17 protein-coding genes are annotated in these 21,419 nt (G+C 40.9%); 1 reads left to right on the forward strand and 16 read right to left on the reverse strand.

Annotation, left to right across the window (positions count from 1 at the left end; all coding sequences use genetic code 11):
• Positions 1 to 226 precede the first annotated feature (226 nt).
• The 7 genes from JBW_RS22135 to JBW_RS25070 all read right to left on the reverse strand — a co-directional run bounded on the left by JBW_RS22135 (position 227) and on the right by JBW_RS25070 (position 7,822).
• Positions 227 to 994 (reverse strand): IclR family transcriptional regulator, encoded by a 768-nt coding sequence (locus tag JBW_RS22135; RefSeq protein WP_007959322.1) that lies wholly within the window; start codon positions 992 to 994, stop codon positions 227 to 229.
• Between the two features lie 352 nt (positions 995 to 1,346).
• Positions 1,347 to 2,672: a lactate racemase domain-containing protein gene (locus JBW_RS22140; RefSeq protein ID WP_007959320.1), complete on the reverse strand. Its 1,326-nt coding sequence runs from the start codon at positions 2,670 to 2,672 to the stop codon at positions 1,347 to 1,349.
• A gap of 110 nt (positions 2,673 to 2,782) precedes the next feature.
• Complete coding sequence (gene garR / locus JBW_RS22145) at positions 2,783 to 3,706, reverse strand: 2-hydroxy-3-oxopropionate reductase (RefSeq protein ID WP_071882506.1); 924 nt, start codon at positions 3,704 to 3,706, stop codon at positions 2,783 to 2,785.
• Between the two features lie 34 nt (positions 3,707 to 3,740).
• On the reverse strand, positions 3,741 to 4,655 hold the full coding sequence (gene dapA, locus JBW_RS22150) for a 4-hydroxy-tetrahydrodipicolinate synthase (protein WP_007953942.1): 915 nt from the start codon (positions 4,653 to 4,655) through the stop codon (positions 3,741 to 3,743).
• 69 nt (positions 4,656 to 4,724) lie between these two features.
• Positions 4,725 to 6,260 (reverse strand): galactarate dehydratase, encoded by a 1,536-nt coding sequence (gene garD / locus JBW_RS22155; protein ID WP_007953941.1) that lies wholly within the window; start codon positions 6,258 to 6,260, stop codon positions 4,725 to 4,727.
• A 52-nt stretch (positions 6,261 to 6,312) separates the two neighbouring features.
• On the reverse strand, positions 6,313 to 7,635 hold the full coding sequence (locus JBW_RS22160) for an MFS transporter (RefSeq protein ID WP_007953940.1): 1,323 nt from the start codon (positions 7,633 to 7,635) through the stop codon (positions 6,313 to 6,315).
• 16 nt (positions 7,636 to 7,651) lie between these two features.
• A complete protein-coding gene (locus JBW_RS25070; RefSeq protein ID WP_158453477.1) occupies positions 7,652 to 7,822 on the reverse strand; it encodes a hypothetical protein in 171 nt (56 codons plus the stop codon).
• A 78-nt stretch (positions 7,823 to 7,900) separates the two neighbouring features.
• On the opposite strand from JBW_RS25070, the gene JBW_RS22165 reads away from it, so the two are divergent.
• Positions 7,901 to 9,832, forward strand: coding sequence for a sigma-54-dependent Fis family transcriptional regulator (locus tag JBW_RS22165; RefSeq protein ID WP_007953939.1), 1,932 nt, complete (start codon positions 7,901 to 7,903; stop codon positions 9,830 to 9,832).
• Between the two features lie 107 nt (positions 9,833 to 9,939).
• Here JBW_RS22165 and hemL read toward each other — a convergent pair whose 3' ends face one another.
• The 9 genes from hemL to JBW_RS22210 all read right to left on the reverse strand — a co-directional run bounded on the left by hemL (position 9,940) and on the right by JBW_RS22210 (position 21,259).
• A complete protein-coding gene (gene hemL, locus JBW_RS22170) occupies positions 9,940 to 11,256 on the reverse strand; it encodes a glutamate-1-semialdehyde 2,1-aminomutase (RefSeq protein WP_007953938.1) in 1,317 nt (438 codons plus the stop codon).
• A 45-nt stretch (positions 11,257 to 11,301) separates the two neighbouring features.
• Entirely contained in the window at positions 11,302 to 12,276 is a 975-nt protein-coding gene (gene hemB, locus JBW_RS22175) for a porphobilinogen synthase (protein ID WP_007953937.1), read from the reverse strand.
• On the reverse strand, positions 12,273 to 13,799 hold the full coding sequence (cobA, locus tag JBW_RS22180) for a uroporphyrinogen-III C-methyltransferase (protein ID WP_007953936.1): 1,527 nt from the start codon (positions 13,797 to 13,799) through the stop codon (positions 12,273 to 12,275). Before cobA ends, hemB begins: the two co-directional genes overlap by 4 nt.
• A 75-nt stretch (positions 13,800 to 13,874) precedes the next feature.
• Complete coding sequence (gene hemC / locus JBW_RS22185; RefSeq protein WP_007953934.1) at positions 13,875 to 14,807, reverse strand: hydroxymethylbilane synthase; 933 nt, start codon at positions 14,805 to 14,807, stop codon at positions 13,875 to 13,877.
• A complete protein-coding gene (hemA, locus tag JBW_RS22190) occupies positions 14,767 to 16,083 on the reverse strand; it encodes a glutamyl-tRNA reductase (RefSeq protein WP_007953933.1) in 1,317 nt (438 codons plus the stop codon). The genes hemC and hemA overlap by 41 nt, the downstream gene beginning before the upstream one ends.
• Positions 16,052 to 16,714 carry a precorrin-2 dehydrogenase/sirohydrochlorin ferrochelatase family protein gene (locus JBW_RS22195; protein ID WP_007953932.1) on the reverse strand — a complete coding sequence of 221 codons (663 nt, stop codon included), beginning with the start codon at positions 16,712 to 16,714 and terminating at the stop codon, positions 16,052 to 16,054. Before JBW_RS22195 ends, hemA begins: the two co-directional genes overlap by 32 nt.
• A 141-nt stretch (positions 16,715 to 16,855) precedes the next feature.
• Complete coding sequence (gene mrdA / locus JBW_RS22200; protein WP_007953930.1) at positions 16,856 to 18,664, reverse strand: penicillin-binding protein 2; 1,809 nt, start codon at positions 18,662 to 18,664, stop codon at positions 16,856 to 16,858.
• A gap of 89 nt (positions 18,665 to 18,753) precedes the next feature.
• On the reverse strand, positions 18,754 to 20,166 hold the full coding sequence (locus JBW_RS22205; RefSeq protein WP_007953929.1) for an LCP family protein: 1,413 nt from the start codon (positions 20,164 to 20,166) through the stop codon (positions 18,754 to 18,756).
• 319 nt (positions 20,167 to 20,485) lie between these two features.
• Positions 20,486 to 21,259 carry an MBL fold metallo-hydrolase gene (locus tag JBW_RS22210; RefSeq protein WP_007953928.1) on the reverse strand — a complete coding sequence of 258 codons (774 nt, stop codon included), beginning with the start codon at positions 21,257 to 21,259 and terminating at the stop codon, positions 20,486 to 20,488.
• Positions 21,260 to 21,419 lie beyond the last annotated feature (160 nt).

The raw sequence follows: 21,419 nt of genomic DNA on the forward strand, positions 1-21,419 counted from the left end.
TACAATTTCTTTTTTAAAGATATTCTATTCAATATGTAAATATTCCTTCTATTTTTAAAAATAAATTAATTTTTCTAAATATAAATAATATTGTCGACAAATCTAATTCAATACACTGCACAAGACAAAATAATACAAGCGCTTGTTGAACTTTCAACAAGCGCTTGTATTATTTTGTCATATTCAATATTTAATATCCAAACTAAGGATGTAATATTTTCCCTCTTTACCAGCCGCCCCTTGATCCCATCCTAGCCGAGAGTCGATTCGAATATTCAATCAAAATAGGTACATACTCCATTAGTTTCTCTAACGGCTGCACACTTGTCGGCCCTGAAATACTAATACCTGCAATGACTTGCCCTGCAGCATCATATAAGGGAGCCGCAATACAGTTGATTCCATTGTTCCACTCCTCTAAATCTACTGCATATCCCTGCAAACGTACTTTTTCAATTTCTTTAACAAAAATCTCCTCATCAGTGATGGTATGTAACGTATATCGATTCACTTCCCGTTTAAAAACCTCTCTGACGATTTCAGGAGATTTACAAACTAGAACTTTTCCTAATGCAGTACAATAAATGGGCCGCCGCATTCCAATATGAAAGTAACCGTACATACAGTAAGGAGTTTCCGCTCTGGCGACATAGATCACTTCATTCCCATCAAGTACTGCAAGGTTTACATTTAGCTTTAGATTATTTGATAACTCCTCAAGATAAGGAAGACAAATACGTCTTATTTCCATAGAATTAAGAACGATACCCTCATACTTTAAAAATCCCCGACCTAATAAGTAATTTCCTTCATGCTGTTCTATGAGGCTAAACTCTTTTAGTGTATTTAGCAAACGATAGGCAGTCGGTTGATTGATCCCCGTTATATCGCTAATATCTTTTAAACGCAATCTAGGTTTTTCATAAGAAAAGCAGTTTAATATGGTGATAGCCTTCGTAATACTATTATTTAACAATCCTTTATTGACAGTCATTGTACCCTCACTCCATATTTCGTATAATAATAAATTCATTCAATACTTGACTATAATTCATTATTATATGAAATAATCCTGCTTTTCATGAGATAGCAAGTAGCGTATTCTTTATTTCGCAAAAGAGGCGTAGAAAAAATACTCCCTTCTTATGAAAAGATGCGGGCACAATAGCCTTGAGCGGTTATTGGAAAGCACCCCCTACCTAAGATTGAAACGCTAAGCGAACCACTCGCGTCATAGCATCAATCACCATTTGTGCCGTGACTAGAAAAGACATATAAGACATCGCTGTAGCCTTAGCCGAATCCTCGATATGTAATGAATAATCTATTGTTTGCTCCCACCCTGGTCAATGTTTCGTCTCGTCACTATGAATAGGCGTCACCAGATTTCCGTCTTCATCAAACTCCATGTATTGTGGCTCATCCTCAGCCTCTAGACCTTTGTATTTTCCACTAATAATATCTTCATAATAGCCTTCTGACAACATAATGTTTCCAATATGAAGGCTGTTAGGAATACGAATGATCTTCGCTGTTTTCTTGTCTACATTATTCAAAGTCCGTATACATAATTGAATGGCTTCTTTATCCGTCGCTACAACTATCGGAATCCCTGCTGACTTTAATACGGTACTTGTCAAACAATTAGGATACATTTTTTCAGGATCTAACTTATCAAATAATCGCTTTGTAATTACACTGGCTAAACCAGTGCCTAATCCATTTCCATGAGAACAGTCTGTGATATCTAACATACATGTTCTTTGAACCTGTACGCCGCCTGTTGCATAATCCGTAGAAAATGTGCCTGTAATATTCGGGTCTACCCCAGTGCCACTATAATTTTTACCAATTTCATCTACAATGAGCACATCTGTCTCTCCCACAATGAGCCGCGGCATATTCTTATGAGCCCATTCTAATAATTCTGGTTCTCTGTCCATAATATCATCTTTGTGAATCGCTTCTATTTTACAGGTTTCATCATATGCATTTTCCATGCAAGGAATTGCTAACAAAATAGGGGCTTTGTCAAGAATTACTTTCGCGTTGGCAGGTAAATTCTCTGCAATTTTTCCCATACCATCACTATGAACACTCTCTGCACCTTCTTGTTTCCCCAAGCCAACTACCATCATTTTACAAGGGCCGCTCTCGTATTTACCTCGAAATGCATTATGAAGCTTTAATCGGCAAGAGACAATAATCCCGTCTGATTCATAAGCTATTCTATCTAAATACACAGGCTTTCCTAATTCTGAATATCCTATTATGACCGTGTCCATGCAGGATTTTATGGGGCATCTCATTGTTTCTTCTGTAATATTATATCCTGTTAAAATTTCTATCTGCCCCTCTGCTGTTGCTCCACCGTGACTTCCCATAGCTGGAACAATGAAAGGATTTGCATTTTGTGATTTTACAAAATCTACAATTCCCTTCGTAATTACATCTACATTTGCAATACCCCTGCTGCCTGCAGTAATTGCTATATTCATTCCCGGTTTGATTAAACTTTTAATTTTTTCTTTAGATAATTCTGCGAAAATAACACCCGGTATTTCTTCTGGTGTGATAATCGACCTTGGGAATATTTGTTTTGCACGAAACATTTTAGGAATCGATACATCTACTAATAGTTTTGATACAACTCCACCTCTTTTAATTTGCATTGTTTATCCTCTCATTCACCTTTTTATGTTGAAACAAGAAAATCTAAGTTCCGCTACTATCCAAAAAAGGGCAGCCTAAATCCTGTATTGAGGCTGCCACACTTCATTGATTAGCGTTTTACTTCAACTTTAGCCATCTTTTCGTAATAGCGTACTAAACTTCCATGATCCCCATCACCCATGCCATCTACTTTAAGAGCCTGCATCATTTCCATAACTGCTGCAGTCAGAGGCAGCGGAACACCCATATCATGGGATGTCTCCAATACATTCGCTAAATCTTTAATATGAAGGTTGATACGGAAGCCTGGATCAAATTTACGGTCCATCATAAGAGGTGCCTTGGCATCTAGAACCGTACTTCCAGCTAAACCACCGCGGATTGCCTGGTACACTAAATCCGGTTCTACCCCTGCTTTGCTGGCTAACACCAATGCTTCTGAAACCGCTGCAATATTAAGAGCAACAATGACCTGATTGGCAAGTTTCGTCACGTTTCCTGCACCCACTTCACCAGTCCGTACAACAGAACCAGCCATGGCTTTCATTATAGGATAGCAGGTATCAAATACTTCTTGCTTGCCACCAACCATTACAGACATGGTACCATCAATCGCTTTAGGTTCACCGCCGCTCACAGGAGCATCTAACATTTCTACGCCTTTTTCAGCAAGTTTCGCTGCCAATTCCCGGCTCACCAAAGGAGCTATGGAACTCATATCAATGAAGGTAGTGCCCTTTTTTGCTCCCTCTAATATACCATTTTCACCTAAAACCACTTCTTTTACATGAGGCGAGTTTGGCAGCATAGTGATGATAATATCCGCCTGCTGGGCTACTGCTTTTGCAGTGGCAGCACTCTTGGCTCCTGCTGCGACCACTTCATCTACTGCAGCTTGATTTCTATCCACAACAATAAGTTCATAACCAGCCTTCAGTAAATTTTTACTCATAGGTTTCCCCATAATTCCAAGTCCAATAAATCCAATTTTCATTTTCTTTTGCTCCTTTATTTTTAAATTAACGTAATTCATCTTTAGACTCATTTGTCTTTTAAGGAATTACAAATTACTTCAACAATCCCATCTCAATTAATACCTTACTAAGCTGTGCTCGTTCTTCATGGGTCATGGGACCTGCCGGATCCATACACGGTCCTGCTTCGATACCCAATAAGATGAGTGATTCTTTAATTACTGCAGGGAATGTCCCAATGGAAAAAGCAATCCGAAGAGGTGCCAGAGCAAACTGTGCTTTTAAAGCTCCCTCTAAATCACCTGCAATATATTTTTCATAAATGTCAGCACACAGTCTTGGTGCCACATTGGCACAAGATGCAATGGAACCTGTGGCACCATATAAAAGGGCTCCATAGATCAGAGTATCTCGTCCCATAAGTACGGAGAAATCGTCCCTGCCTTGGGTCAAACGGATATATTCAGCGGTCAAGGTCAAATCACCGCTGGAATCCTTGATGCTCACGATATTTGGTATTTCAGCCAGCTTCGCTACCGTTGCAGGTGCAAGATTAACGCCTGTTTTAGGCGGATTGTTGTAAAGTATGACAGGAAGAGATGTATTTGCCGCAATATCTTTATAATGTTTATATAACTGGTCCTGATTAGGAGTAACAAATAGAGGAGTCAGAACTGATACAGCATCCACTTTGCACTCTTCTGCCAACTGAGTCAGCATCACACTCTCTCGGGTGGTGATTCCATTAGTGCCTGCATAAACAGGCACTCTGCCCTTTACTTCATCCATGGTAACTTGAATGATTTCCCGTTTTTCTTCAGGAGACAGACCATAGAATTCCCCAGTTGTCCCAGTTATAAATAGTCCATGTATACCACCACTGATCAGATAATTGATCAGCTTGCGCATGGCTTTTTCGTTAAATTTCTCTTCTGCCGTAAGAGGAGTTATCACTGCGGGAATGATTCCTCTTGGCGTAAATCCTGCTTTATTTTCAGTTACTTTCATTGTTTTCCCACCTTTGTTTGATTAAATATTCATTATTTTATAGCATTCCATTTAATATTTTAAATAGAATCAGGTGACCGGCGCAGGGTTAAACAGACATAATGCATTGTGTAATCCCCAGTGCTCAGCCCATGTCTCTTTACGACCGCTAGCAACTTCGATAATCATGCGAAATATTTCCCAGCCAACTTCATCAATGGTTGCTTCACCCGTTGCAATTTGCCCCGCATTCACATCAATGAGATCATGCCACTGTTCTGCCAGCGCATTTCGAGTCCCCACTTTAATGACCGGTGCCATGGCTAATCCATAAGGCGTTCCCCGTCCAGTGGTGAACACTTGTACATGAATTCCAGAAGCCAACTGCAGAGTACCACATACAAAATCACTGGCTGGCGTTGCCGCGTAAATCAGCCCTTTTTCCTTTGCTTTCTCACCGGGAGACAGTACCCCTACAATAGCACTGCTGCCTGATTTAGCAATCGAACCGAGAGCTTTTTCCACAATATTAGCTAGGCCGCCTCTTTTATTACCCGGCGTTGTGTTAGCACTTCGATCTACTTCGCCAAGATCCAAGTAATGATCATACCATTTCATTTCCTGAATGAGTTTACGCCCAACCTCTTCATTCGCGGCGCGGGGTGTTAATAAGTGAATCCCATCTCTCACTTCTGTAACTTCCGAGAATAGAACCGTCGCTCCAGCCCGCACCAGCAAATCTGCGGCATATCCCACCGCTGGATTCGCCGTCACACCAGAGAAAGCATCACTTCCGCCACACTGCATCCCAACTACCAAATCAGAAATGGGACAGGTAACTCGCTTTCGGGAATTTAATCTTTTTAGTTGTTCCTCTGCCTCTCTCATAATCTGCTCAATCATTTGATGAAACCCACGCTGCTCTTGCAATACAACAATTGTGGCAGCATTATTATCTGGTATCATTTTTTCAGGAAGGAGCTTTTCACAACCTAAGCCAACTACCATTATTTCTCCACCAAAGTTGGGATGGGTTGCAAGATTCTGCAGCGTGCGAATGGGAATAATCGCTTCCGGAGCATTAATTGCCACACCACAGCCGTAATTATGATTCAATGCTACTACATCCTCTACATTAGGATATTGAGGAAGAATTTCTTCTTTAATCCGTTTTACCGCATAATCTAAGACACCTGCAACGCATTGAACGCTTGTACTAATACCAAGAATGTTTTTTGTTGCGGCACTGCCATCTGTATTGCGGAAGCCTTCGAAGGTGTACCCTTCAAGAGGTGGCAATGGTTCTGGAACCTTATTCCCAATTGATAATTCATCTAAATCGGGAGGCGTCGGCATGCGTACTAAGGATTCATCTATCCAACTGCCTTTTGTTATCAGACGAGCTGCGTACCCAATAACTTCACCATAACGAAGAATTTCCCCATCTTGTTCTAAATCAACCAAAGCTACTTTATGCCCTTGGGGAACATGTTCCTTGAGTTCAAGACCGCAGGCAAATATTGTCCCTTCAGGCAATCCCCCTGAATTGACCACAATTGCAACATTATCTATGGGATTCATTTTTATATAAAGAGGTACTTCTTTTCGACCTTCAGTCAAAGACATGCATCATCTCTCCTTTGCTTTCTATTTTATTTCTATATTTCAGAGTTATTTTTTACGGTTCATCTTTATCAATTTTTAATTCCACTCTATGAATATCACCAACAATAAATAGATAAGACATGGCTCCTAATAAACCCATAATACCAACAAACACTAAGGCCCCATTAAAGGACTGTGTTACTTTTAAAATATAACCAATCGCAAGAGGAGTCACAATACTTGCCAGGTTTCCTACCATATTAAAAATCCCACCGCTGACTCCCATCATTTCTTTTGGTGATGTATCACCGACAACACACCATCCTAAAGCACCAATACCTTTAGAGAAAAAGGCCAGAGACATTACTGCAACAACCAGTACTGTTGAGTCTACATAATTAGCCAATATAATACTACTAGAAAAAACTAGCCCAATAATAATTGGTGTCTTGCGGGCAACGGTTAAACTTTTACCTCGGCGTAACAGCCAATCAGACCAGTAGCCACCAAGCACACCCCCAGCAAATCCTGCGATAGCAGGAATCGAGGCAACAAGGCCTACCTTTAGCATCGACATGCCTTTTGCTTCAACAAGGTACGTTGGAAACCAGGTAAGAAAAAACCAAGTGATGGTATTCAAACAAAATTGTCCAAGATATACACCGATCATTTGTCTATTTTGTACCAACGCCCGAACATAGTTCCATTTGATGGGAGTCTTTTTATCACCAAGACTTGCCAATCCACCTCCAGCTTCAATGTAATCCATTTCAGCCTGATTTACACCTGAATGGCTTTTAGGATCACGAATCACCTTAAACCAGAAGATCGAAATAACAATCCCCGCGGCGCCAGTCCAGTAGAAAATATAGTGCCACCCGAATGCATGCAACGTCCAAGCCATCAAGGGAGTGAAAACGGCTAAGGCAAAATATTGCGCAGAATTAAAAATTGCAGATGCAAATCCACGCTCATGAGTCGGGAACCACATAGCGGTAATTCTGGCATTTGCCGGAAAAGCCGGTGCTTCCGCAATCCCCATTAAGAATCGCAGTCCAAAAAGCATAGCAAAAGCACTACCTGCAAAGAAACCAACAGTCCCTTGTAAAACCGTAAATAAAGACCAGAGAAATAATCCTGAGCCATAAACAACACGAGCACCATACTTATCCAGAACCCAACCACCTGGAATTTGCATAGCAGTATAAGACCAGCCAAAAGCCGAAAAAGCCATCCCCATTGTTACTGCATCAAAACCAAGTTCTTTCCGCATGGCAGATGCAGCAATCGAAAGGGTCGCACGATCAACATAATTGAATGTGGTAACAATAAATAACATGGCAAGTATAAAATATCGAATAGTAGTCTTTTTTTGAATCACTTGTTTATCACTCATTAACAAATTTCCTCCTTTATTGTGCGATATTGCCATCATTCTGATTATTTCTTATTTTAGCAATATTTCCGCTATTACCTCTTGCTATTGCAATAACCATGCCAACTATAAAACGTTGAATTGTCTGACTTTTATAATAATCCATCTGCCACAATTGCAATATTTCACGCAACGATTGTTGCGTCAACTACTACAATTGTTGTTGCATTTTTCTTTTTTAGGCGTGTATAATAGATAAAACATTTAATATAAAGGACTGAGAGCATTGTCAAAAATCGCCTTTATTGCTCCGGACAAACAATTATTTTTACAAGGCAAGAAAATCATTCATGAGCTGGGCTTACATCACAAATTTGATATCTATTTAGCAAGGCTAAATAGAGGAATTAGACTTGCCAAAAAACTGCAAAATGAAGACGTTGATGTGATTGTCTGCCGAGGCGGCACCGCTCGATTAATCATTGAGTCTCGAGTGAATATACCCGTTGTTGAAATTCCCATTACAGGTCAAGACCTGGCCCAAGTTTTTCATGAGTCCAAAAAGCTAACAGGGCTGCCTCACCCCAAGGTTGCGATATTGGCATTCAGCAATATGATCCACGATATCGAAATACTATCAACCATTCTCGACATTGAGTTGACCATATATCCTCTTAAAACAGTTGAGGATCTCCCTTCCAAAATAGCAGAAGTAGCAGTAACAGATGCAGACATCGTGGTAGGCGGTATAAAAACCATTCTTCTGGCTGCAAAGAAAGGATTAATGACCCACCTCATACGCTCCGGAGATTTTTCCATCCGAACGGCACTCCTTGAAGCCCAAAAAATTATGCTGGGTCGAAAAATCGAAAAAGAAAAAGCCCAAGAATTTAAAGCCTTAGTAGACTATTCATTAGAAGGCATTATCAGTATTAATAAGGACAGAGTCATCAAAGTTTTTAACCCGACGGCAGAACGATTGTTAAATCTCTCTGCCAAAGATATACTGGGACAAAAAATAGACTCTATGCTTACCTTTATCAACTTTGATGCTTGTTTACTAGAAGGACAGCAATCCATCGGCCAAGTGGTTCAGCTTGGTACCATATGGATTAGCTTTAACATTGCACCTATCATCGTCGATCAATTGATCATTGGTGCAATCATCGCTTTCCAGGATGTCACCCGCATTCAGGAAATGGAAGTGAGAATCCGCAACGAGTTAATCACCAGGAAATTCATTGCTAAATATCACTTCACCGATCTATTAGGAGTGTCACCTCAGATGATTGAAAGTAAGCGAATTGCACAAGAAATGTCTTTAATCGATGCCACCGTATTAATTTCAGGAGAATCCGGCACAGGAAAAGAGTTGTTTGCCCAAAGCATACACAACGAAAGCCAACGAAAGCATGGACCATTTGTTGCTGTCAACTGTGCGGCCTTGCCGCAAAACTTACTTGAAAGCGAATTATTCGGTTATGTAGAAGGAGCATTTACGGGCGCAACCAAAAAAGGAAAACCTGGTTTATTTGAAATGGCTCATACGGGCACCATTTTTCTTGACGAAATCTCAGAAATGGATAAATACGCCCAAAGTCGCTTGCTTCGTGTGCTGCAGGAAAAGCAGGTCATGCGTCTCGGGGATGACAAATACATACCCGTTGATATGAGGATTATTGCAGCTACTAATAAAAATTTAGCGGGACTTATTAAAGAAGGACAATTTCGGCAAGATCTTTTTTATCGACTTAAAGTACTAACCATGACGCTGCCTGCATTACGCAACAGAAAAAATGATATACAATATCTTGCACATCATTTCTTGGAATATTATAAAAGACGACATTTTAAACAGTTGGATATTTCTGATTCTGGATATAACTATCTATCCGGATATTCCTGGCCAGGGAATGTTCGGGAATTAAAATATTTCATAGAAAGATTGGTGGTCATCGCCAGTGAAAAATGGATTACTGAAGATGTTATAAAAAAATATTGGCATGACAGAGAAGATGAAATAGAACTACCTGCCATAGTGAGCGATGACCTTCCAGTAGACAATGCCCCTCTGCCGTCAGAAGACAAACGGATTGCTGATGCATTAGCACAATGTCATTCCAACATAACCCGCGCGGCTAAATTACTGGGAATGGATAGAAGCACACTTTATCGAAAATTGAAAGCTTATAAAATTGAAATCAAAAAAGCTTATTAAAACAATATGAACTTTTGAACCGCGAAGACGGGAAGAAAAAGGGCAGTGCCAAAACAATCGTTTCAGCACTGCCCTTTTACGAAGGGTTATTCCATTATCTCAGTATGTTATTTATTGTTTTTATGGTACTCTGCCACTTTAGCAAAAGCATAACCGCTTGCTGCAATCGTAGCAGCAATATCTTCTTCCGAATGAGCAGCAGACATAAATCCTGCTTCAAATTGAGACGGTGCCATATATACGCCTTGCTTTAACATCTCATGAAAGAAGGTATTGAATGCACCAATATCCGATTGTTTCGCACTCTCATAATCATATACAGGTTGGTCTGTGAAGAACATGCCAAACATGGCACCAAGCTGATGGTACTGCAATGTAAAACCATACTTCTCGCCTTGAGCGCGAATTCCGGCACATAAAGTTTTGGTTTTCTCAGCTAACTTCTCATACAGTCCAGGTGTTTGCGATAAGAGGGTAAGAGTGGTAATCCCTGCTGTCATTGCCAACGGATTGCCGCTTAGTGTACCTGCCTGATATACAGGGCCAGCAGGAGAAATGAGCTCCATAATATCCTGCCTGCCGCCATAAGCACCAACAGGCAAACCTCCACCAATAATCTTACCTAAACAAGTCAAGTCAGGTTTTATACCGAACACGGATTGTGCTCCGCTGTAAGCCACACGAAAACCAGTCATAACTTCGTCAAATATAAGTAAGGCACCATATCGTTCAGTGATCTCGCGTACGCCTGCCAAGTATCCCTCTTGCGGAAGCACCATACCCATGTTTCCTGCCACAGGTTCAATGATGACAGCAGCAATTTCTTCGCCGTATTGGGAAAAAACTTCTGTCAAAGCTGGCATATCATTATAATTTACGGAAATCGTTCCACCGGCAACAGCATCGGATACGCCAGGGCTGTCAGGTACACCTAAGGTAGCCGCCCCTGACCCTGCCTTTACCAGCAGACTATCATGATGTCCATGATAGCAGCCAATAAATTTAACAATTTTGCTGCGTTTGGTATACGCTCTTGCTAAACGCAATACACTCATGGTAGCCTCTGTTCCTGAATTCACCATGCGTATCAATTCCATAGAAGGGACGGCCTGCTGCACTAATTTAGCCAAGGTAGTCTCTAAAAGAGTAGGTGCTCCATAACTTGTTCCATTAGACACAGCTTGAACTAAGGCTTCTACTACCGCAGGATGAGCATGACCTAAAATCATCGGACCCCATGATCCAACATAATCAATATATTGATTCGAATCAATATCATATAAGCGGCTGCCTGCAGCCCTCGCAATAAAAGGCGGCGTTCCGCCAACACCTCGAAAGGAACGTACAGGACTATTAACGCCCCCTGGTATATACTGCTTTGCTTCATTAAATGCTTCAGTCGATTTATTTAAATGAAATGCCATGAGTAGACCTCCTGAAAATAATAAGGTGGTTTATTGTCTCTATTCTTATTCCTCTTTTAACCAGCGGGCAACATCCATCGCATGATAGGTAATAATAATATCCGCCCCGGCCCGTTTCATGCTAACCAGTGTTTCCATCACTATACGCTTTTCATCAATCCATCCTTGGGCTGCTGCAGCTTTAACCATGGAATATTCACCACTTACGTTATAAACTGCCAAAGGATAATCAAAACGATCCCTAACTTGACGAACAATGTCCAAATAAACCAAGGCTGGTTTCACCATAATAATATCTGCACCTTCTGCAATATCTAACTCGACCTCGCGCATGGCTTCCCGACTATTAGCCGGGTCCATTTGGTAGCTTTTGCGATCACCAAATTGCGGTGCTGAATCAGCAGCGTCACGGAATGGTCCATAATAAGCAGATGCATATTTTACGGCATAAGACATAATTGATACATTGCTATAGCCACTTTCATTTAACGCATTGCGAATAGCTAATATACGTCCATCCATCATATCCGAAGGCGCTATGATATCAGCGCCTGCCTGAGCCTGACTCACAGCGGTTTTTGCCAGTAATTCCAAGGTACTGTCATTATCAACCTCTCGACCTTTCAGCAATCCGCAATGACCATGGCTGGTATACTCACACAGACATACATCACCAATCACTACGATTTCAGGTAACGCCGCCTTAATCAGACTCATTGCTTTTTGCACAGGACTATTCATATCCCAGGCACTTGATCCTTCTGCATCTTTATATTCAGGAAGACCGAAAATGATAACTGCCGGTATACCTAAGGAAAATGCCTCAGCAGCTTCCTTGACTGCCATATCGGGAGACAAATGAAAAACACCTGGCATAGAAGAAATTTCCCTGCGTATTTGATTTCCTGGCACCACAAACAAAGGATATACTAGATTACCAACCTCAAGAGTTGTTTCCCGAACTAACTGTCGTATTCCGGCAGAAGCTCTAAGACGTCGCGGACGAAGCAAAGAACTCATTTTTGAGCCTCCTCATATAGCGTTTTAATGACTTCTACCATACCGTGAATCGTGTACTCCTCACCAATCACATCCGGAGTAATGCCATGTTCCAAGCACGTGCCGGCAGTGATCGGACCAATGCACGCAATCTTGGCATTTTTTAAGAGTTCGGCTCCCTGGTCTCCTAATAAATTCAGTAAATTGGTTACTGTAGAGGAGCTGGTGAATGTTACAAGATCGATATCTCCTGCTTTTAGCTTTTCTGATAGAATCTTACCATCCGTATCCCCAGTAAGAGTGCGATAGACTGGAACGACATTTACCTTTGCTCCCATTTGTCCTAATTTTTCCGGTAAAAGATCTCTTGCTACCAACGCTCTCGGAATAAGCACTGACATACCTGGCTGAATCCTGCCAGTCATTGCAGCAACAATACCTTCAGCTCTAAATTCCAAAGGAACAATGTCTGCTAAAATTCCATAATCTTTTAGCCTTGCTGCTGTTTGTGCACCAATGGCAGCAACCTGAATGCTGCCTAAAGCCCGACTATCTTTCCTCATGCTATGTAAACGCTTAAAGAAATATTCAACACCATTAACGCTGGTAAAAATCAGCCAATCATACGTCGTTAATTTTTTAATTGATTCATCCAGTTCAGCATAGCTCTCTGGCGGAACCAGTTTTATGGCTGGTGCTTCTATACATTGTGCTCCCAAAGCTTCTAATTGACCTGTTAAGACACTGGCCTGTTCTCTTGCACGAGTGACCAATGCAGTTTTCCCAAACAGCAAACGCTGATCAAACCAGCCCAACTGTTCACGCAATTTTACAACTTCGCCGACAATAAAAATAGCTGGCGGCTTGATTCCTGCTTTTGCCACATCCTCAGCAGCGTTCCCTACCGTCGTGACTAAAACCCGCTGCTCAGGTTTCGTTCCCCAGCGAATCACTGCAGCAGGTGTATTTGCCGAGCGGCCATGCTCAATCAGTTTGGATGTAATATGAGGCAGATTTTCTACTCCCATTAAAAATACTAAGGTATCTACCCCTGTAGATATATGTGACCACTTAATCGTTGATTCCGGCTTAGTAGGATCTTCATGTCCAGTGATTACCGCAAATGAAGTCGCAATCCCTCGATGGGTGACAGGAATGCCAGCATAAGCAGGTACTGAAATGGCTGAGGTTATCCCAGGTACAATTTCAAAAGAAATATGATTTTCTACTAAGGTTAGTGCTTCTTCACCGCCCCGCCCAAAGACGAAAGGATCTCCGCCTTTCAGTCGCACTACATTTTTACCCTCTTTTGCTTTATCCACTAGCAGCTGGTTAATATCTTCCTGACGCATCGTATGATCACTAGAAGCCTTGCCTACATAAATAAGCTCTGCATCTTCTCTAGCTGTCGACAACAATCGATCATCTGCTAATCGATCATATACAATCGTATCTGCTTGCTGTATATATTCGAGGGCTTTCACACTAATGAGCTTATAGTCCCCCGGACCTGCTCCTACTAAATAAACAATTCCTTGCCTCATTATTTTCTCCTCCTGTTAGAACGTAATTTATATTCTAGATGATAGCAAAGAACATATTGCGTTCTTTTTGAACCATTAATGATTTACTTCTAGTTCTTGCAGAATCTCTCGTCCACCCTCGTCGAGCATCCGTTGTGCTAAATCGCGACCAAGCTTCTTGCCATCCTGAGGACTCCCACTAATGGTTTGTCGAATCTGACGCGCTCCATCCACTGACAAGATAGCCGCTTCTAACGTTAATATCTCTTGTTCTATTCTCCCGAACACACCAATGGGAATCTGGCAACCGCCTTCTACTTCAGCCAAATACGCCCGTTCTGCTTCTACAGACCAGCGAGTCTCCTGATGATTTAAAAAAGCAAGCATCTGTAAAACTTCTGCATCATTACTGCGCGCCTCAATAGCCAAAGCCCCTTGTCCCACTGCTGGCAAACAAATATCCTGGGGCAATACCTGAGTAATTTTCTCTTGCCAGCCCAAACGCTTTAAACCAGCAACGGCTAAGATAATCCCATCGAACTCGCCATTCTCTAATTTTTTTAGCCTGGTATCCAGGTTTCCCCGCAGATCACCAATCTTAAGATCTGACCGATATTTAAGCAGCTGTGCCTTTCGCCTTAAACTTGAAGTCCCGACCCTGGCCCCTTTTGGTAAATTGTCAACGGTGCCATAGTTAGGGCTGATAAAAGCATCCCCAGGATCCACACGCTCAGTAATAGCAGCCAGCAGCAATCCCTCTGGCAGCTCGGTTGGCATATCCTTTAAGCTGTGCACGGCCAAATCGATTTGCCCATTTAGCATTGCCGTTTCTAATTCTTTGGTGAATAAACCCTTACCGCCAATTCTAGCCAAAGGTACATCTAAAATTTTATCACCAGTAGTTACAATATGAAGCAGCTCTACATCCACATCAGGATACTGAGCTCTTATACAGTCAGCAATATGATTTGCCTGCCATAGAGCCAGCTTACTGCCCCGCGTACCGATAGTAATTTTTTTTCTTTTCACGATGTCTGCCCTCTCCTATTGTATCAAGTTTAAACAAATCCAGTATTGCATCTAAATAGAACTGTTCTTTATGTGTACAGGCTCCCTCATTAATGCAAACCATAGGATCTCTTAACATTTTACGTATAATCATCTTCGACATGTTTTCCACGGCCTTACGTTCATCTGCTGTAATATCAGGCAATTTTGTCAGCGCTCTCTTCAACTCCCGCTGACGAATTTTTTCTGCCTTATCAGTCAAACGTGCCATAACAGGACGAAGTGATAAATAACGGAATTTAATCATCAATTCCTCTAACTCTTTTTTAATAATTTCTTCAGCCAATTCAGCTTCCTGTTCCCTTAAACGAACATTGGATTCCACAACCGCTTCCAAATCATCAATGTTATATAAACGTACTCCCGCAATAGCAGATACCTCAGGCTCCACATCCCGGGGCACAGCAATGTCAATAATAATAATAGGACGTCCTTGACGCTTGGGCATTAAATGAGCCACATCCCAGGCACGTATCACGTAATGAGGAGCACCAGTAGAAGTAATAATAATATCAGCATCCACAGCACTTTTCATAAAACTTTCAAAGGGTACGGCTACTCCGCGAAATTGTTCAGCCAACTCTACCGCTCTTTCGTATTTACGATTGGAAACAATTACCGTTTTAACACCATTTCCTACTAAATGCTTTGCTGTAAGTTCACCCATTTGTCCCGCCCCCAGCAATAGCACATTGGAAGCAGATAAATTACCAAATACGTTCTTAGCTAACTCTACAGCAGCATAGCTGACAGACACTGCACTATGGGCGATTCGGGTTTCAGTGCGAACCTTCTTCCCCACAGCAATGGCTCTGTTAAATAACGTATTGAGTACTGTACTTGTAGTGCCAACGTCCCTAGCTACTGAATAAGCCTTTTTTACCTGACTTAAAATTTGGCCTTCCCCTATAATAAGAGAATCAAGACTTGCCGATACCCGGAATAAATGTTCAATACAATCTTCTTCCACATAAAAAAAGAAGTCTTCCATATCAAGAGTGCTTTCGGATATTCGTTGCAAAAATTGCTGCATTACCGGAAATCCATCTTCCGCATCATCTACTACAGCATACATCTCTGTGCGATTACAGGTAGACAGTAATACACATTCGCTAATTTCTTCATATTCATGAAGATGATTCAATGCCGTTTTAATCTTATCCTCAGAAAAAGTAAAACATTCCCGCACATCTACCGATGCTGTCTTATGATTGAGTCCTAGTACAACCAATTGCATTTTTAATCTTAGCCTCCGCCTCTTTTATCTTACCTTCCTTAAGCAAGATAATTACTTCTTGGTCCAAGGTCCTTCGCCAAAAGGATTCTCTTTCTTTTGCTGTCGAAAGCCGCTCTTTTATCTGCTCTCGTGCTTTAGCCACCAACTCAAGATAGATTCCATATTCCGGTCCATAACGCTCTTCTAATTCCTCACGTAATTTTTTTGCCAACGCTGGGCTTTTACCACCAGTAGAGATCGTAAGCAGCAAATCTCCATGAGAAATTTGGGATGGCACACTAAAATTGCCAAGCTCAGGTGCATCCGTCACATTTACAAGAGCACCTGCACCCATACCTTCCTCAGCAACCCATTTATTTACTGCGTTACTATCGGTAGCGCAAATTACAATAAAAAAACCATTAACATCACCCTGCTGGTAAGACCGAGCAATATGAATAATACTCTTGTCCTCTACTAAGGAAGCCAACTGCTTCGTAAGGGCAGGACTTACTACCGTAACCATTCCGCCAGCAGCCAAAAGCGCTCCAACCTTACGCTGGGCCACACTCCCACCGCCAACAACCATGCAAGACCGACCGTCAATTTGTAAGTTTATTGGGTAACAGGGCACATTTTTCACATCCTTCATATTTTAGCATATTTCGCACTAAAAATGTAATATTCCTCTATTAGAATGTACAAAGATTCACTTTTAATTTTTAACTCTATGCTGTCTTTTAAAATCAATAGAAAATAACCGAACCGCAGAGGCACAAAGAACACTCTCCTCTTAAGCGCCACCTGAATCCAGTTTTTCTTTCGTACCAAAATATGCCTCTACTATCTTTCGCACAACAGGTGCTGCAGCAGTAGAGCCTTCACCACCCTCCTCTACTAGTACAGCAATTGCAATTTCAGGATTTTGGGCCGGTGCATAGCATGCAAACCAAGAATGAACCGTACCAGTACCTGTTTCCGCTGAGCCACTTTTTCCAGCCACCGTTGGAGTAACGCCCTGAAAGACTCCTACTCCTGTCCCCTTCGTTGTAACAGCGACTAAGCCACTCTTAATTACATCCCATGTTTCCGTCTTCAAATAAATAGTATGAGCCACTTCCGACTGATAGCTTTTAACCACTGCTCCATTGTCATCTACGATTTTATCCACTAACATCGGTCGATAGATTACTCCATCATTGGCAACTGCCATTAGTAATAGTGCCTGCTGCAGGGGCGTTGTTAGATAATAACCCTGCCCAATCGCAGCAATGATCGTCTCTCCAGGATACCATGGCTGCTCATAGTTCTTTTGTTTCCATCCTTCTGTGGGCACTAATCCTTCTTCTTCCCCTTGCAGCAAAATACCACTTTTCTTTCCTAAACCAAAGGTTAATGCATAACTGGCTAAATTATCAATGCCCATACGGCGGCCTAATTCATAAAAGACAGGATCACTTGACCATGCTATAGCATCTACAATCGTAAGCTTTCCTAACCCTTCCGTCTTCCAGCCATAAAATTTCCATCCCCCTAAGATATAGAATCCTTTATCCTCAAACACTTCCTCTTTCGTAACATACCCCATATCCAAGGCTGCAGCTGTTGTAATAATCTTAAAAACAGAACCTGGTGGATAGGTACTCTGTATTCCTTTATTCGTAAGAGGATGATCCGGATGATTGATCAAGTCGCCCCAGTTTTTACTGCTAATACCACTGGCAAATAGATTAGGATCAAAGGCCGGAGAGCTAACCATTGCCAAAACACCTCCTGTATGAACATCTAGAACAATAGCGCTCCCTCCTTTAGCTGGCTGCCCCGTATTACGGCTTATTTCAATCTGCTGCATTAGAGCTTCTTGTGCAGCTTTCTGTAAATTTCCATCAAGTGTCAAAATTAATCCCTTCCCTGATATAGCCTTCTTCTCACCAATCCTTTGCACTTCTTCTCCAAAGGCATTGACTTCTACTTGTAATCCACCATCGATTCCGCGTAATACATCCTCCCATTCCAGCTCCAAACCATCCTTTCCTATAAAATCCGTAGGTTTATATCCTTGTGCCTTACGCTTAGCATATTCTTCCTCATTTATGCTGCCCAGAAATCCCAGCACATGAGCTGCTAAATCTTTGTATATGTACTGCCTCACAGGACCGGCGCTAATGACAACCCCAGCTAAAGTATCCTTTCTCTCCAAAATCTTGGCTTGCAATACAGGATCAATATCTCGCTTCACGATGATCGGAATATAAGGTGACTCTTCCCCCTCCTTTAGCATTTTTTCAATAGTCTCAGGTAAAATACCAATCATATTGGCTAATGCAGCTGTCTTTGCAGAATCATAGCTATATTCTGCTGGAATAATAGCAACAGCAAAACTAGGACGATTGGTAACAAGTAAAGCCCCATTACGATCATACATATTCCCTCGTGGAGCTTGCTCAGTAATTTGGTTTATGCGATTTTCTTCTGCTACTTTCTTATATTGTGGACCACGTACTAACTGCATCCAGGCCAAACGCAATATTAAAAGACCAACCACTGCCACAATGATCCATACCATAATATTCATTCTGCGAGACTTTTCTGTAATCCACATAGGTTAACTCCTTTTAACAATTGATTTTCGTATAACATAGTATCCCGCAAAACAAAAAAAATAGCCCTAATGGGCTACTTTATGAATCATCACTTACCTGTATAATCTTTACCAACCACAACCACTGCATCAATTGCCTTACCTTCGTCTTTTGTAATTTGCAATGAGTATTTAAAAGGCAGCGAGCTTAATTTGTTAACAACTCTACTATCTGTAGTGTTAGAAATAACCACTGTATTTTTATATGCATTTGCAGTATTCGTCACACCCTCAACTTCAAATCCGCGGTTACGAAGGATCGCGGCAATTTTATCGCCTGCGTCCGCCATGCCACTGGCATTCACCACTTCCACGCTTACTTTATCAGAATTGGCTTTCTTACTAACGGACTTGCCTGCATCTGCTGAAGCATCAGTTTTGTCATTTTTATCATCTTTTTTCGATTTATCCGGAGTTTTTTTCTCTGGAACTGCATTTTTAGCTACCTTCGGCGTTTCAACTACTTTCATTTCTTTTGGAATGGAAGTCTCATATTCACTTGCATCTTTTTGGGTCGTAGCAACATATTTCTCTTCCATAGCCACACCAAGGGTTTGAGCTACGTGCTTGCGAAGAGCCATTACATCAGGCAGCCAATAACTTATCTCATTAATAAATGCTGGTTTTCCTGGTACCATGTCTGTTCTCAGCCCATTTTTCGATGCATCATTCAAGGTTTTAGCAAGATTAAGCATTTCCGTGGTAGACATATCACTATTTACTACACTATTTACTTCTCGAACAATAGCAGGTATCTTAGTAATAACGGATGGGCTAGCGACTTCCTTCATTAATGCTTTTAAGAACTTTTGCTGACGCTCAACTCGGCCAATATCGCCCTCTTCATCACGATAACGTACATATTGAATCGCCATACGACCATCCATACGTTGGACACCTGGTCGTAAATCAATTACGAAGGGACCATGATCCTCCCCATTATCATCATAAGGATCGGAATAGTACATCCTTTTTTCCACATCAATGGTTACACCGCCAACGGCATCAATAATCTTTTTAAACCCTGCAATATTAATTGTAATATAATGATCCATTTTTATTCCTAACAAACCTTCGACAGCCTGCTGCGTTAATTTATGGCCGCCATAGGCATAAGCATGGTTAATTTTATCCCAACCATGTCCTGGAATTTTTACCCTCGTATCTCGGGGAATAGAGAGCATTGCAACATCTTTCGTATTTGTGTCAATGGTAACAACAAATAACGTATCAGAACGCCCAGTATCATCACTACGTTCGTCAACGCCCATAACCATAATGTTAATTTTATTTTGAGGAGTTACAATGCTCCCCTTTTCTTTACTTTGTTCAATTCCTCCGCTAAACCAAACATAGGACGCGCCAGCTACTGCTAATACTGCTAATAAAATACCTAGGACAGCAATAACGGATCTTCCCTTACCACGCCTTTGTTCAGCCAATCTTTTTTCCAGTCCTGCCATAGTGCGCAACTCCCTTCTATTACCTGGAAATATTCTCATATACCAAGTATTAAATTCAAAAACTGCAGATAAAAAATCAATAAACAAGCCTCCGCATGGGAGGCTTGCTTTTAAGTATAACAAAATGTAACATAAAAGGTCAAGATTTTTATGTTTCACACCTCATGCATATAACATAGAAATCCCAATATAAAGAAGGAAGCTTAGGCAATCTCATCAGTTCAAATGTGGTTTGGGAGCCCATTCAGCGGGATTTTCTCGAGTAAATACAACCAGTAATCCAAAGTTCACTGGAAAAAGATTCATCCGAAATCATTTGTTAGATTTCCTGATCTTTTTCGGTTAATGCTATAATTTTATATGGCTTATCTTTATATTTCAAAATGTCCCTTTTAACCAGTTTTCTAAGACCCATTTTATCTTCATCCTCAAAAGGAATGTGATAAATCACAACTCTTTCTGGTTTCAAATTATCTAATATATTCTGCCCTTTTGTATTGGTAAAGAATAGTGGATTAATAAAAACAGCTGCTAAATTAGGAATATCTTTAATAGCTTCAAAGTTCTTCACCATATAATCGGCATCAGCTGCAAATATATAGTTTTTTTCTTCAATTGTAAGCATGATTGTATAATGTCTAGTGTCCTGATATTCTCCACCACCCATGTGTACGCTTCTGAAGTAAGTAAGAGTACAGTTTTGGGTGAGTTCTTCTTTATGATATTTTCCAAAAGGAATATAATATTCTTCAACTTTCACTATTGAAGTTAGGCTTAATAACGAGTTCTTATCTTCTAAGGAATTTGTTTCTTGCTTCAGCCTTGGTATATATACCTTTTTTACTTCATTATTGGAAATATACTCATCCAAATACATGGAAGAAAAATGATCCATATGTCTATGGGTAAATATCAAATAATTAATATCTTTAAATTTACTTGCCATACCAAAAACAGCTTTTTGCATCTCACTCACAGGTTGGCTAAAAAATGGATTTTCCCCAAATATACCATCAAGCAGTATGGTACTATCACCAGCTGTAATAAATATACCTGAGTTGGCAACCAACTCCATTTTGACTTTTATACTCATTATATTCTCTCCATAATCCACTTGATAAATAACCTTATTGTCTAATTAAAAATAACCAAATAAGATTCTTATTTACTATAGTATTCTTTTTACGATATCCTTGCAACCACTTGGTTTAATACGCAAAAAAAAATATCTGTCGAATCATGCTCGACAGATA

The sequence above is a fragment of the Pelosinus fermentans JBW45 genome, from assembly GCF_000271665.2.
In the GTDB taxonomy this organism is placed as follows: domain Bacteria; phylum Bacillota; class Negativicutes; order DSM-13327; family DSM-13327; genus Pelosinus; species Pelosinus baikalensis.